Source organism: Muricoccus pecuniae, assembly GCF_014199205.1.
Lineage (GTDB): Bacteria > Pseudomonadota > Alphaproteobacteria > Acetobacterales > Acetobacteraceae > Roseomonas > Roseomonas pecuniae.
On sequence record NZ_JACIJD010000002.1, the window covers coordinates 233358 to 247557 of the forward strand.

The following is a 14200-nucleotide window of genomic DNA, read 5'->3' on the forward strand; positions in this document are numbered from 1 at the left end:
GATGATGGCGGCATGAAGGTTCTCGTCCTCGGCGCCGGCGTGACCGGGCTGGCCGCCGCCTATCTCCTCGCGCGCGACGGCCATGCGGTGACCGTGCTCGACCGCCGCTCCGGCGTCGCGCTGGAGAGCAGCCACGCCAATGGCGGGCAGCTCTCCTACTCCTATGTCGCGCCGCTTGCGGGGCCGGGGGTGGTGGGCAAGCTGCCGGGCTGGCTGCTGGACCGGGACAGCCCTGTCCGCTTCCGCCCGCGACTCGACCCCGCGCAATGGGCCTGGGGCGCGCGCTTCCTGTCGGCCTGCAACGCGGAGACGGCCGACCGCACCACGCGCCGCCTGCTGCGCCTCTCCTTCCTCTCGCGCGACCTCACCCGCGCCGCGATCGCGGAGGAGGCCATCGACTGCGCCTTCCGCCACGCGGGCAAGCTGGTGGTCCATTCCGACCCGGCCGGCTTCGACGCGGCCCGGCGCCTGCTGGACTACCAGCGGAGCCTGGGCAGCGAGCAGGAGGCGTTGTCGCGAGAGGAATGCCTCTCGGCCGAGCCCTCGCTCGCCGGCATCGCGCACCGCCTCACCGGTGGCATCCTCACGCGCGGGGAGGACGCGGCGGAGTGCCGGCTCTTCTGCGCGGGGCTGGAGGCGGCGATGCGCGGGGGGAATCTCGGCGTCGCGTTCCGCTTCGGCACGGAGGTGCGCCAGATCCTGGCCGTAGGCGGGCGCGTCATCGGCGTGCAGACGGGCGCGGGGGTGGAAGAGGCGGAGGCGGTCGTCATGGCCATGGGCGCGGGGAGCACGCGGCTGCTGGCGCCCCTCGGCCTGCGGCCGCCGCTCTATCCGCTCAAGGGCTACAGCCTCACCCTGCCTATCCTGGCCGATGGCGCGGCGCCGCGGATCAGCGTGACGGATTTCGCGAGGAAGGTCGTCTATGCCCGGCTCGGCGGGGGGCTGCGGGTGGCCGGCATGGCCGACCTCGTGGGCTACGACACGGGCTTCGACCTCTCCCGCCTCGACCTGCTGGTGCGTCAGGCGCGGGAAGCCTTTCCGGAGGCGACGGACTGGCGGACGCTGAACCCCTGGGCCGGCCTGCGCCCGGCGACGCCGACCGGCCTGCCGGTCCTCGGCCCCGCGCCGGGGCTGCCGAACCTGCACCTGAACATCGGCCACGGGGCGCTGGGCTTCACCCTGGCCATGGGGTCGGCGCGGGTGGTGGCGGATCTCCTGGCCGGGCGCGCGCCGCCCATCCCGATGGAGGGCTTCGCGGCCTGAAGCCTCAGCCCAGCCCGCGGATCCGCTCCAGCGCGGCGTCCACCTCCTCCGCGGTCTGGTAGGGGCCGAAGCCGAAGCGCAGCCGCCGGCCGCGGCGGTCCGTCACGACGTGGGCGGCGGCGAGGCGGTCCTGCCACCCCTCTGCGTCGTCGAGGTCGAAGGCGAGGAAGTTGCCGCGGCGCGGTTCGGAGAGCGGCACGGCGAGGCGCGCGGGGTCCAGCCACGTCCCCTCCAGCCCCGCGCAGAAGCGCGCCTGGAGAGCGTGGGCATGGGCGTGGATGTCCCCCACCGTCACGCCCTGCTCCGCCAGCCAGCGCATCGCCGCGTCCAGCCGGTAGAGGCCGGAAGGGTCGAAGGTGGCGCCGAGGAAGCGGTTGCCGTCGGCGGCGTAGCCCACCCGGCCGTCGCCCTCGGCCAGTGCCCCGAAGGCGGCGAACCAGCCGGTGTCGCGCGGGCGCGGCAGCCAGCCCGGCGGGCAGTGGAGGAAGCAGCAGCCCTCGCCCGCCATGGCGTACTTGTACCCGCCCGCGGTGTAGAAGGCGCGGTCCGCGATGGGGGAGAGGTCGACCGGCCGCGCCATGAAGGCGTGGTAGCCGTCGATCACCAGCACCGCCTCTCCCGCCGCCCCGGCCAGGGCCTCCAGCCCGCCCAGCGCGTAGCCGGAATGGAAGAAGACCTCGCTCACCCAGATCAGGTCGAAGCCCGCCCGCACGGCCTCGGCCAGCCGCGCGACGCACTCCGCGCCGGGCTCGGAGGCCACGCGCGTGACGCTCAGCAGCCCCTCCTCCTCCAGCCGCGCCGCCTGGCGGGCGAAGGAGTGGAACTCGCCATCCGTGGTCAGCACGCGCGGGACGCGGCCAACCGGCAGGGTGGAGAGGATGCGGCGGACGAAATCGTGCGTGTTCGGCGCGAAGGCGAGGGTCGCGGGATCGGGCAGGCCGAGACGCCCGGCCACATGGGCGCGGCAGGAGGCCAGGAGAGGGCCGAGCACCTCTTCCCACTTGCCGTCCTGCAGTCGCGCCGCCTCGTCCCAGGCGCGGAGCTGGGCTTCCCGCGTCACGTCCGGCCAGGGGTGGTGGCTATGGGCCGCGAAGTGCAGCCGCCCCGGCGCCGCCGAGAGGAAGCGGGAGAAATGCGCGCGCAGGTCCAAGCCGCTGCCCTCCCGGGGGACCGCCGGATTGCGGCCGGAGGGTCAGCGTATAGACTGGCCGCCGGAGACCGTGAATGGTGACAAGCCCTCGGCAGACAGGGCAGCCGGAGGGGCGCCCGGCAGGAGCGGAGGACGCCGCCACGGCGCGGCGCCGGCCGGCATTCCCCGTCCTGGACGAAGGCTTCCCCGTGCGCGTCCCGGTTCCCGACCTGAGGGAGGCGGCGCGCGGCAACACCGGCATCCCCGGCGTCTGGCGCCTCGAATCGGGCCTGCCGGGGCCGCGGGCCGCGATCGTCTCGCTCGTCCACGGTAACGAGTTCGCGGGGGCGGCGGTGCTGGCGCGCTGGCTGCGGGAAGGCGTGCGGCCGCTGCGAGGCACGCTCACCCTCGTCTTCGCCAATCTCGACGCCTTCGCCCGCTTCGACCCCGCTGACCCCACCCTCTCCCGCTACCTGGACGAGGACCTCAACCGCGTCTGGAGCCCCGCCATCCTCGACGGCCCGCGCGACAGCCTGGAACTGCGCCGCGCCCGCGCTCTGCGCCCGGTGGTGGAGGCGGCGGAGGCCCTGCTGGACCTGCACTCCATGCTCTGGCCCTCGGAGCCGCTGATCCTGGCCGGCCACTCCCCCGAGGCCCGGGCCATGGCCGCCGCGACCGGGCTTCCCGCCACGGTGGTGCTGGACGGGCCGCATCCCGACGGCCCGCGCCTGATGGACCACGCCGCCTTCGCCGGGCCCCGCGCGCGCGGCGTGGCGCTGCTCGCCGAGGCCGGGCCGCACTGGGAGCCGGGGACCGAGGCGGTGGCCGAGGCCTGTGCGAGGGGGTTCCTCCGGGCCCTGGGCATGGACGCGCCCCGCCGGCCCGCCGCTGCGCCCGAGATCTGGACGGTGACGCGGGCGGTCGCCGCCACCTCGCGCCGCTTCGCCTTCACCGACGACTTCCGCGGCGGCGCGGTGATCCCGCGCGCCGGCACGCTGATCGCGCGGGATGGCGGGGCGGAGATCCGCACGCCGCATGACGACTGCATGCTCGTGATGCCGAGCCCGCGCGTGATGCGCGGCCACGTCGCCGTGCGGCTGGCGCGGCGGGAAGAGGGATAGCGCCTCCTCCCCTTTTTTCCTCTCAGGCCGGGGCCGGCTCGCCCTCAACCGGCTCCTTGCCGTCGGCGCGGATGAGGGCCGCGATCTCGCCCGCCGCCGCCTCCAGCGCCGCCTCGTCCGTGCCCTTGGCGACGAGCGCGACCCCGTTCCCGCCCTCGCGGTAATAGGGGTAGGAGCCGATGTCGAGGGTGGGGAAGCGCGACTGGATGGCCGAGAGCCCGGCCGCGATCGCGCCTTCCAGCAGCCCCGTCGCGTGCAGCGCGCGGGACTTCACGGGGGTGCCGCCCTGCAGCGTCGGCGCCACCACCTCGAACATGCTGCGCATGATGCGCGGCACCCCGGCCATGACATGCACGTTGCCCATGACGAAGCCGGGCGCCGAGGTCTCGGAGCAGAGGATGGGCGTCGCGCCGCGGGGAAGGGTGGCCATGCGCAGCCGCGCCTCGTTCATCGCGACCGGCGGGTCGCGGCGGGCGTAGTCGGCCTCCATGATCCGGCGCGATTCCTCATGCACCTCCCAGGGCACGCCGAAGGCGCGGGAAATGCACTCGCTGGTGATGTCGTCATGCGTCGGGCCGATGCCGCCGGTGGTGAAGACATAGGTGAAGCGCGCGCGGACCTCGTTCACCGTGCCGATGATCGTCTCCGGCACGTCGGGGATCACCCGGACCTCGCGGAGCGGGATGCCAAGCTCGCCGAGCCGCGTCGCGATGAACTTCAGGTTCGCGTCCTGGGTGCGGCCCGAGAGCACCTCGTTGCCGATAATGAGCAGGGCGGCGGTGGGCTGGGTCATCCGGTGTTTCCCTGGCGTGTCGCGCGCCAGGGTCGCGCGATGGCGGCGCGCGTCAAGGGCTAGAGGAAATCCCTGAGCAGCGCGACCAGCGGCCTGTCCGCGGGCGGCATGGCGTAGTCGGAGAGCTTGTTGGGCCGCACCCAGGCGAGCGCCTGCCCCTCCAGCCCCTCCACTGTGCCGTTCCAGCGGCGGCAGAGATAGAGCGGCATCAGCAGGTGCCGGCCCTCCAGCGGATGGGAGGCGAAGGCGAAGGGGGCGAGGCAGGCGGCGGAGACGTCGATCCCCAGCTCCTCCTTCAGCTCGCGGATGAGGCAGACCTCGGGCGTCTCGCCGGGGGCGAGCTTGCCGCCGGGGAACTCCCACAGCCCCGCCATGGGCTTGCCCTCGGGGCGGCGGGCCAGGAGCACGCGGCCGTCCGGATCGATCAGCGCGCAGGCGGCCACGAGCAGCAGCCGCACGCCCGGCGCCGCTTCCGGCGCGGCGGGGGCGGGGGTTTCGGCCGGAGGCGTCTCGGGCGGCGGGGCGGAAAGCTCTGCCCGGCCCGCCCGGAAGCGGCGCACGGGAAGGCGGGCGTTGCGGGCGGTGAAGTCCTGCTCCGCCATCCCGTCCTCGACGAAGCCGATGCGGGTGAGGACGGCGGCGGAGCGCTTGTTCTCCTCCAGCGCCGAGGCGTGGATCACGTCGAGGTCGAGATTGGCCAGCGCCCAGCGCGCCACTCGTCCGGCGGCCTCCGGCCCGATGCCCTCTCCCCAATGGCGGCGGCCGACCCAGTAGCCGAGCTCCGCGTGGCGCGGCGCGTCGGGGCTGGTGGTCAGCCCGACGCAGCCGAGCAGCGCGTCGTCCCGCGTGATGGCGAGGTGCCAGGCCGTGCCCGCCTCGATCTGGGCGCGGGTGGAGGCGATCCACTCGTCGGCCAGCTGGCGCGGATAGGGGAAGGGGACGCGCGCGAGCATGCGCGCCACCTCCCAGTCATTCACCAGCCGGTGCAGCTGGGCAGCGTCGGAGGCGCGGAGGGCACGCAGCGTGAGCGTCCCCGCCCGGAGCGGCGCGAAGATCTCGTCGGCCACGTCAACCCCTCCGGGAGCGACCTGAACGGCGGCGCCGGGTCAGCGGCGCCACCATCCCTTCTTCGCCGGGGCCTCCGGGGCATTGTCCGTGCCGAGCAGCACGGGCTGCACGATCGCGCCCACCACCGGCTCGGCCGGGGCCGGCTGCTCGGGAGTGGATGCCGCCTCCGGGGCCGCCGGAACCGGGGAGGCCTCGGCCGGCGCCGCGGGGGCAGGGGCGTCCGTAGCGACCGGAGCCGCGGGGGCAGGGGTGTCCGTGGCGGCCGGCGCCTCGGGGGCAGGAGCCTCCATGGCGGCCGGTGCGGCCTCGGCGGCGGGCGCCTCTTCTACCGGAACCACGGCCGGTGCCGCGTTCTCGGCGGCAGGCTCCTCCGCCATGCCGGCGGAGGGGATCTCGGCCGGGGAGGCCGCGATGGGGATCTCGCGCACGGCGCGGGGGACGGCCTCGGCCTCCTCCACGGCGTCCATCGCATCCATCAGCGCGTCGTAGCCCCCGCCGAAGGGATCGGCGGGCGTCGGGCCGGAATAGGGGGCGGGAGCCTCCTCTGCACCGGGGCGCGGCGCCTCGTCGCGGCGGAAGCGGCCACCGCCCCGGCGGCCGCGGCGGCGGCGGGCATCGCCCTCCGGCCGGTCCCCGGCGGCGCGGGCTTCCTCGGGTGCCGCCTCGGCGGCGTCCTCGGCGACGGGCTCGCCTTCCGCGGCGGCGGCGGTCCCCTCTTCGGCCTCGCCGGACTCATCGTCCTGCGCGGCCTCGGAGCCCTCGGCCTCGGGGGACCCGCCCTCCTCGCGGCGGCCATTGCGCCGGCGACGGCGACGGCGGCGGCCGCGCTCGCCATTGGCGTCCGCGCGCGCCTCGGCGCTCGTCGCCTCGGCCCCCTCATCGGCCTCCTCGGCCACCGCGGGCTCGTCCTCCTCGTCTCCGCCGCCGCCGGCCACGAAGACCGGCTCGGGCGCGTAGTCCATCCGCAGCGCGGGCGCGGCGGAGGGGGCGGGGGCCTGCTGGGTCTGCGGGCGGATGCGCTCGATGCGGTGCTGGGCCGCGCTCATCTCCACATCCGGCTCGAAGACCACGCACATGTCGTGGCGCCCCTCCACCGCCGCGAGACGCTCACGCTTGCGGTTGAGGATGTGCATCGCCACCGCCGGCGCGCAGTGCACGAGGATCTCGGCGGCGCGGCGCTTGGCGCCCTCCTCCTCGATGGCGCGCAGCACGTGCAGCGCCGAGCTCTCGTCGGAGCGGACGATGCCCAGGCCCTGGCAGTGCGGGCAGGTGATGAAGGAGTGCTCGGTCAGCGAGGGGCGAAGCCGCTGGCGCGACATCTCCATCAGGCCGAAATGGGAGATGCGGCCCACCTGGATGCGCGCGCGGTCGTGGCGCAGCGCCTCCTTCAGGCGCCGCTCGACCATCGCGTCGTTGCGGCTGCTCTCCATGTCGATGAAGTCGATGACGATCAGCCCGGCCAGGTCCCGCAGGCGGAGCTGGCGCGCGATCTCGTCCGCCGCCTCAAGGTTGGTGCGGAGCGCCGTGTCCTCGATGTGGCGGTCGCGCGTGGCGCGGCCGGAGTTCACGTCGATGGAGACGAGGGCCTCGGTCTGGTTGATGACGATGTAGCCGCCCGAGCGGAGCTGCACGGTGGGCGACATCATCGCGTCGAGCTGCTGCTCCACCCCGGCGCGGGCGAAGAGGGGCATGCCGGGCTCGCGGTAGAGCTTAATCTTGCGCTCGTTCTGCGGCATCAGCATCCGCGTGAACTCGCGGGCCTGGCGGAAGGCGTCCTCGCCCTCGATCTGGATCTCCTCGATGTCCTTGGCGAAGTTGTCCCGGATCGCCCGCTTGAGGAGGTCGGCCTCCTCGTAGACCAGGGCGGGAGCCGTGGAGGCGAGGGTGCGCTCGCGGATGTCGTCCCAGAGGCGCAGCAGGTACTCGCCGTCGCGCCGGATCTCGGGCTTGGGTCGCTGGGCGCCGGCGGTGCGGACGATCATGCTCATCCCGCGCGGCAGGCCCAGCTCGTCGATCACCTCGCGCAGGCGCTTGCGGTCGCCGGCCGAGGTGATCTTGCGCGAGACGCCGCCGCCCTTGGGCGAGTTCGGCATCAGCACGGAGAAGCGGCCGGGAAGCGAGATGTAGGTGGTGAGCGCCGCGCCCTTGTTGCCGCGCTCCTCCTTCACGACCTGGACGAGGATGATCTGCCGCCGGCGGATCACCTCCTGGATCTTGTAGTGGCGCAGGAAGCGGGAGGGGATGCGGCGCTCGCGGCGCTCATCCTCGCCGTTCTCGTCACCGCGCTCCTCGCCGCCGATCGTCTCGGGCGGGGGCGCGGCCTCGGTCACGGTCTCGACGCCGTGGCCGTTCTCGTCCTCGGAGGGCTCGGCGACGGGGTCGCCCTCGCTCACGCGGTCCACATGCATGGACATCGGCTGGGCGCGGGGGGTGCCCTCGGGCGCCGGGGCGCCGTCCTCGCCGCCGCCCGTCTCGCCATCGGCGGCGGTGCCGGCCGGAGCTTCCGGCTCAGGCTGGGGGGCGGCGGGCGTCGTGTCGGCGGTGGCGCCGCTCTCGTCGAGCGTCTCGCCGGGCTGCGCGGGGGCGGCAGCTTCCAGCCCGGAGCCGGCCTCGGCGGCGGGCGCCCCGGCTTCGCCCTGGGCCTCCTGGGGAGGGCCCTGGCGGCCGATCAGGTCGGCGTCGTCGGCGGGGGCGATGCGCTCGGCGGCGGTCTCGATCTCGTCCTCGGGGTACTCCTCGTCCTCCTCCTGGGCCTGCATCTCGATCAGGCGCTGCCGGTCGGCGACGGGGATCTGGTAGTAGTCCGGGTGGATCTCGCCGAAGGCGAGGAAGCCGTGGCGGTTGCCGCCGTACTCGACGAAGGCGGCCTGGAGGCTCGGCTCCACGCGGACGATCTTGGCGAGGTAGATGTTGCCCTTCAGCGGGCGGCGGTTCTGGGTCTCGAGGTCGAAGTCCTCAAGACGGTTGCCGTCCAGCACCACCACCCGCGTCTCTTCGGGGTGGGATGCATCGATCAGCATGCGCTTGGTCATGGAAGGCGGAGCTCCGCGCCGCGCGGGGCGTATGGCAGCCGGCGGCGGTGAGGGTTGCTGGACCGGGAGCGGCGCGGTGCGGTTTGGTGCGAGGCATCGCCGTCATCCGTCCTTTCTCCCGTGGCGGGCGGCCCCTTGGGGCGCCCTGAGTGCTGTTCATGGACACGTGGCGTGCCCGGCGGTTCCGCGTGCCCTGCGCGGCCCTTGGCGGCGCAGGACTGCGCGCGCGGAGGGGCCGGCGACTGGCGCGCGGTCCGTCATCCCCAGGGAACTGGGGCGTTCGGCCCTGTCGCGCCGCGTGGCGCGCGCCGGAGAGGGGGAGGACCGCGCGGCGCCCGGGGTGCCGGGCCGGCTCGCCGTGCCGGGGAACCGGCGCTGGCGGCGGCCCCGTCCGGGGCGTGGCGTGGCCGGGCGTCCAATCCCGTTGGACCGGCGGCCCTGAACGGCCGCACCCGAAACCCTCCACCGGCGGCGTGCCGCCGGGGCAAGGCACCATACGCAGGGGGGCACCGGGGAGCAAGGCGCTGTGTGCTCCGCGCCACACCCACCGGGGAAGGGGGCCGGGGCGGGGGCTGTTTCCCTCCGTCACGCTCTGCCGCATGGGCCGATGGTACTATCTCGGCCAAGGGGATGCCTGACGAATTCAAGGGGGAGGGTGAGGGGATGCGACCGGATCTGTCTCGCCGCGGCCTGCTGGCGGCCGTGCTGGCCGCGCTTGCCGCACCGCGCCCGGCGGCGGCCGATGGCGCCAGCCTGCGGCCCGATGGGGATGCCGCCTGGCTCGTTCTGCCCGGCGCCGCGTCCGGCCCGTGGCGACTGGTGGCGGAGGCGCGGCCGGCCCGGCTCGTGCTGAGCCTCCCGCGCCACGAATGGGAGGGCCCGCGCGCCCTGGCCGGTGCCGGCCCCGTGCGGGCGCTCCGCTGGGAGCCGCGCGCCCGGCGCCTGGTCCTCGACCTGCACGGGCCCGTGGCCGCCCCGGATGTGGGGCGGGAGGGAGGGGCGCTCGTCCTCTCCATCCGCCCCGGGCCCGGCGCCGCCTTCGCCCGCATGGCCGGGCCGGGCCGCCCGATCGCGCAGGGCAGCGGCGCCGCCCCCACGGCCCGCCCCGTGGTGGTGCTGGACCCCGGCCATGGCGGCAAGGACCCCGGCGCGATCGGAGCCACGGGAACGCAGGAGAAGCGCATCGTCCTCGCCGCCGCGCAGGAGATGAAGCGCCGGCTGGAGGCTGGCGGGAAGTGCCGCGTGCTGCTCACCCGCACGCGGGACGTCTTCGTGCCCCTCGCCGGCCGGGTGGAGTTCGCGCGCCGGAACCGGGCCGCGCTCTTCGTGTCGATCCACGCGGATTCCGCCCCCGGGGCGCGGGGGGCGAGCGTCTACACCCTTTCCGAGACGGCCTCCGACTCCCTCTCGGCGGCGCTGGCGCGGCGGGAGAACGCGGCGGATGCGGCGGGCGGGCTGAACCTGCCGACCGTCCCGGCCGAAGTGCAGCGTATCCTCCTCAGCCTCGTTCGGCAGGAGACGCGGCAGGGGTCCGTGCGGCTGGCCAACATGACGGTGGGCGCGCTGCGCCCGCGGGTGGCGCTGCTGCCCAACACCCACCGGCAGGCGGCCTTCGCCGTGCTGAAGGCGCCCGACATCCCCTCCATGCTGGTCGAGATCGGCTTCCTCTCCAGCCGGGCCGACGAGGCGCAGCTCAAGCGGCCGGAGCACCGGGCGCTGGTCGCCACGGCCCTGGCCGGGGCGGTGGAGGACTATCTCGTGCGGCCGGGGCTGGGCGTCGCCTCGGTCGGGTGAGAAGGGGCGGGCCTGCTTAACGCGTTGTTTCCAAGGCGGGTGTGCTATGTGGCGGCTCGGCGTCGGGGGCACGGGTCTGTCATTCGCCCGCAACGCGTCCCAGATATAGAGACAGGGTTTGGGCCGCTTCTCCCGCGGCCATGGGGTTCACAGAATGGCTTCCAGAGATCTCCGTGCCGAGCGGCCGCTGGTGGGTGAGCGCGGCGTGCGGGCCGGGGCGGACACGGTGGATGCGGCCGCCGTGCCCCCGCCGGGCCCGGGCAAGCGGCGCCCGCGCCGCGCCATCTGGCTGCGCCGGACGGTCGGCTTCGTCTTCGGCCTCGGCATGGTCGGCGTGGTGGTGGGCGGCATCGCCGGCTACGGCATGTGGCGCACCGCGACCGCCGATCTGCCCGAGCACGCCTGGCTCGCGGATTACCAGCCGCCGCAGATGTCGCGCATCTTCGCGGCCGATAGCCGGCTGATGGCGGAGATGGCGCTGGAGCGCCGAGTCTTCGTGCCGATCGCGGCCATCCCCAGGCGCGTGCAGCAGGCCTTCGTCTCGGCGGAGGACCAGAACTACTGGACCCATGGCGGCGTGGACCCCATCGCCGTGGCGCGCGCGGCCTTCACCAACCTGGAGCAGCTCGGCTCGGGGCGGCGCAGCATCGGCGCCTCCACCATCACCCAGCAGGTCGCCAAGAACATGCTGGTGGGCAACGACCGCACCGTCATGCGGAAGGTGCGGGAGGCGATCCTGGCGCAGCGGCTCGAATCCGCGATGAGCAAGGACCGCATCCTGGAGATCTACCTCAACGAGATCTTCCTCGGCGCCCAGGCCTATGGCGTGGCCGCCGCCGCGCAGAACTACTTCAACAAGGGGCTGGACGAGCTGACCCTGGGCGAGACCGCCTTCCTCGCCGTGCTGCCCAAGGCCCCGAACAACTACAACCCCGCCCGCTACCCCGAGCGCGCGAAGGAGCGCCGCGACTGGGTGCTGGACCGCATGGCCGAGGACCGCGCCGTCACCCGCGAGGAGGCCGATGCCGCGAAGGCGGAGCCCATCATCGCCCGCGGCCGGGCGCGGCCGGACATGGTCGCCGTCGGCCAGTACTTCACCGAGGAGGTGCGGCGCGAGCTGAACGCCCGCTTCGGCCAGGAGCAGACGAATATGGGCGGGCTGGTGGTCCGCACCTCCATGGACCCCCCGCTCCAGGCCGCGACCGAGAAGGCGCTGCGCGACCACCTCCTGAACTATGACCGCCGCCGCGGCGGCTGGCGCGGCCCGGTGGCGAAGGTCTCGGCCGCCCCCGCCGAGTGGATGCCGGCGCTGGAGGGCGTGCAGCGCGTGCCTGGCATGCTGCCGGAATGGCGGCTCGCCGTGGTGCTGGAGGTGAACAACCGCGAGGCCCGGCTCGGCTGGGCCGAGCGCCCGGCGGCCCGCGCCCCCGCCCAGCCCCGCGAGGGCCGCCTCGTGCTGGAGGACGTGTCCGGCTGGGCCCGCCCGGTGCGGGACGGCCGCATGGGCCCGGCACCCCGCCGGATGGGGGACGTGGTCGCGCCCGGCGACGTGGTGATGGTGGAGACGATCCCCGCCGCCCCTGCCGGGGGCCGCAATGCCGCCCGTGCGGAGAGGCTGGCGCTGCGCCAGATCCCGCAGGTGGAGGGCGCGGTCGTCGCGCTCGACCCCTCCACCGGCCGCGTGCTCGCCATGGCCGGCGGCTTCAACTTCGAGAAGTCCTGGTTCAACCGCGCGACCCAGGCGATGCGGCAGCCCGGCTCGTCCTTCAAGCCCTTCGTCTATGTCACGGCGCTAGAGCAGGGCATCCCCCCGAACCAGCAGCTGCTCGACGCGCCCTTCGAGATGATGACGCCCCAGGGCATCTGGCGCCCGGGCAACTACAGCGGCAACTCGAATGGTTGGGTGACCATGCGCACCGCCATCGAGAAGTCCCTCAACCAGGTGACGGTGCGCCTCGCCCAGGAGGTCGGCATCGGCAAGGTCGCCGATACGGCGCGGCGCTTCGGCGTGATCCAGAACATGCCGCGCGTGCTCTCCATGTCGCTGGGCGCGGGCGAGACGACGGTGATGCGGATGGCCGCGGGCTACGCCGCCTTCGTCAATGGCGGAAAAAAGGTGGACCCCTCGCTGATCGACAGCGTGCAGGACCGCTTCGGCCATGTGGTCTGGCGCAACGACGCGCGCCGCTGCGAGGGCTGCAACGCCGACCTCTCCGCCGGGCCGCCGCGGCTTGCCGACCAGCGGCCGCAGGTGGTGGACCCTATCGCTGCCTACCAGATGGTCTCCCTGCTCCAGGGCGTGACGGCGCGCGGCACGGGCGTGGAGGCCGCCAAGGGGCTGAACCGCCCGGTGGCGGGCAAGACGGGCACGACGAACGACTATTTCGACAACTGGTTCGTCGGCTTCACCCCCGACATCGTCGTCGCCGTCTGGGTCGGCTTCGACGACCCGCACTCCCTCGGCGAGGGCGAGACGGGCGGCGGCAACGCGGCGCCCATCTTCAGGGAGGTGGTGGCGGCGGCGCTGAAGGACAGCCCCCCCGTGCCGTTCCGCGCCCCCCCGGGCGTCGCGCTCGTGCGCGTCTCCACCAGCAACGGCCAGTCCATCCTGGAGCCCTTCCGGCCGGGCACGGAGAGCGCGGCCCGCCCGCCCATGGGCGGCTTCGAGGCCTCGGGCGCCGGAGGGGGCGGGGGCGGGACCACGGCCTCGGCCGTGGACAGCGGCCTGGGCGGGCTCTACTAGGGGCCCCCCGGAGATCCCATCTGGGATGCCATGTCCGTTTCGTTTTCAAGAGGATCGGATCGGCGCTTGCGCGAATCCTGGCGCGGCGCGCCGCCGCGACGATCCGACAGGACCCGCTGAACCATGCGTGCCGATGCCGAGGGCCTGAAGGGCCAGATCGCCGACAGCGTCGCCCTGCTGCGACGCCACCTGGACTGGGATGCCGCCGTCGTGCGGCTGCACGAGCTGAACGCCCGCGCCGAGGACCCGGACCTCTGGAACGACGCGGCGGCCGCACAGAAGCTGATGCGCGAGCGCACCCGCCTGGCCGACCAGATCGAGGGCGTGCGCAAGCTCGAGGGGGAGGTCCAGGACTCGCTGGAGCTGATCGAGCTGGCTGAGGCGGAGGACGACGCCGCGACGGCCGATGCCGCGGTCGCCGACCTCCATCGCCTCGCCGCCGAGGCGAAGCGGCGCGAGATCGAGAGCCTTCTCTCCGGCGAGGCCGATGCGAACGACGCCTATGTCGAGGTGAACTCGGGCGCGGGCGGCACGGACGCGCAGGACTGGGCGGAGATGATGCTCCGCATGTACACGCGCTGGGCCGAGGCGCACGGCTACAAGGTGGCGATCACCGAGCAGAGCGAGGGCGACGAGGCCGGGATCAAGTCCGCCACCATCCAGGTGAGCGGGCCGAACGCCTATGGCTGGCTGAAGACGGAGATGGGCGTCCACCGCCTCGTCCGCATCTCGCCCTTCGGCGGGAACGACAAGCGGCAGACGAGCTTCGCCTCGGTCTATGTCTACCCCGTGATCGACGACAAGATTCAGGTGGACATCAATCCCGCGGATCTGCGGACCGACACTTTCCGCGCGAGCGGCGCCGGCGGGCAGCACGTGAACAAGACGGAGTCGGGCGTGCGCTTCACCCACATCCCCACGGGGATCGTGGTGGCCTCCACCCAGGACCGCTCCCAGCACCGCAACCGCGCCATCGCCATGGATATGCTGCGCGCCCGCCTCTACGAGCTGGAGCTGCAGAAGCGCGAGGCCGTCTCCGCCGCCACCGAGGCGGGCAAGACCGATATCGGCTGGGGCCACCAGATCCGCTCCTACGTCCTGCAGCCCTATCAGATGGTGAAGGACCTCCGGACGGGGGTGGAGAAGGGCAACCCGGCCGCGGTGCTGGACGGCGACCTCGACGAGTTCATGGCGGCCGCCCTGGCCACCCGCGTCGGCGCCACCCGCTCCGAGGCGAGCGCCAGCGCCCGCTGAGGC

General features: G+C 74.1%; 9 protein-coding genes. 5 read left to right on the forward strand and 4 right to left on the reverse strand.

Annotated features, from left to right (window positions below; genetic code table 11):
• Positions 1-12: 12 nt before the first annotated feature.
• On the forward strand, positions 13-1263 hold the full coding sequence (locus FHS87_RS03065) for a D-amino acid dehydrogenase (RefSeq protein WP_184513726.1): 1251 nt from the start codon (positions 13-15) through the stop codon (positions 1261-1263).
• 4 nt (positions 1264-1267) lie between these two features.
• Here the strand turns inward: FHS87_RS03065 and FHS87_RS03070 are convergent, their stop codons facing one another.
• Positions 1268-2413, reverse strand: a complete 1146-nt coding sequence (locus FHS87_RS03070; protein WP_184513728.1) for an aminotransferase class V-fold PLP-dependent enzyme — start codon at positions 2411-2413, stop codon at positions 1268-1270.
• A 74-nt stretch (positions 2414-2487) separates the two neighbouring features.
• Here FHS87_RS03070 and FHS87_RS03075 point away from each other — a divergent pair, with 74 nt between their 5' ends.
• Positions 2488-3513, forward strand: a complete 1026-nt coding sequence (locus tag FHS87_RS03075; RefSeq protein ID WP_184513730.1) for a M14 family metallopeptidase — start codon at positions 2488-2490, stop codon at positions 3511-3513.
• A 22-nt stretch (positions 3514-3535) separates the two neighbouring features.
• Here FHS87_RS03075 and FHS87_RS03080 read toward each other — a convergent pair whose 3' ends face one another.
• Genes FHS87_RS03080 through FHS87_RS03090 form a run of 3 tightly spaced genes read right to left on the reverse strand, consistent with a single transcriptional unit; the run spans position 3536 to position 8406 of the window.
• Positions 3536-4306: a competence/damage-inducible protein A gene (locus tag FHS87_RS03080; RefSeq protein ID WP_184513732.1), complete on the reverse strand. Its 771-nt coding sequence runs from the start codon at positions 4304-4306 to the stop codon at positions 3536-3538.
• A 59-nt stretch (positions 4307-4365) separates the two neighbouring features.
• Complete coding sequence (locus FHS87_RS03085) at positions 4366-5373, reverse strand: bifunctional GNAT family N-acetyltransferase/(deoxy)nucleoside triphosphate pyrophosphohydrolase (RefSeq protein WP_184513734.1); 1008 nt, start codon at positions 5371-5373, stop codon at positions 4366-4368.
• A gap of 39 nt (positions 5374-5412) precedes the next feature.
• Positions 5413-8406 (reverse strand): Rne/Rng family ribonuclease, encoded by a 2994-nt coding sequence (locus FHS87_RS03090; protein WP_184513736.1) that lies wholly within the window; start codon positions 8404-8406, stop codon positions 5413-5415.
• A 663-nt stretch (positions 8407-9069) separates the two neighbouring features.
• Between FHS87_RS03090 and FHS87_RS03095 the strand changes: the two genes are divergently transcribed.
• The 3 genes from FHS87_RS03095 (at position 9070) to prfB (ending at position 14197) form a co-directional block, all read left to right on the forward strand.
• On the forward strand, positions 9070-10200 hold the full coding sequence (locus FHS87_RS03095; RefSeq protein WP_184513738.1) for an N-acetylmuramoyl-L-alanine amidase family protein: 1131 nt from the start codon (positions 9070-9072) through the stop codon (positions 10198-10200).
• A 154-nt stretch (positions 10201-10354) separates the two neighbouring features.
• Positions 10355-12943, forward strand: coding sequence for a penicillin-binding protein 1A (locus tag FHS87_RS03100; RefSeq protein WP_184513740.1), 2589 nt, complete (start codon positions 10355-10357; stop codon positions 12941-12943).
• 123 nt (positions 12944-13066) lie between these two features.
• Entirely contained in the window at positions 13067-14197 is a 1131-nt protein-coding gene (prfB, locus tag FHS87_RS03105) for a peptide chain release factor 2 (protein WP_184513742.1), read from the forward strand.
• Positions 14198-14200: the final 3 nt, after the last annotated feature.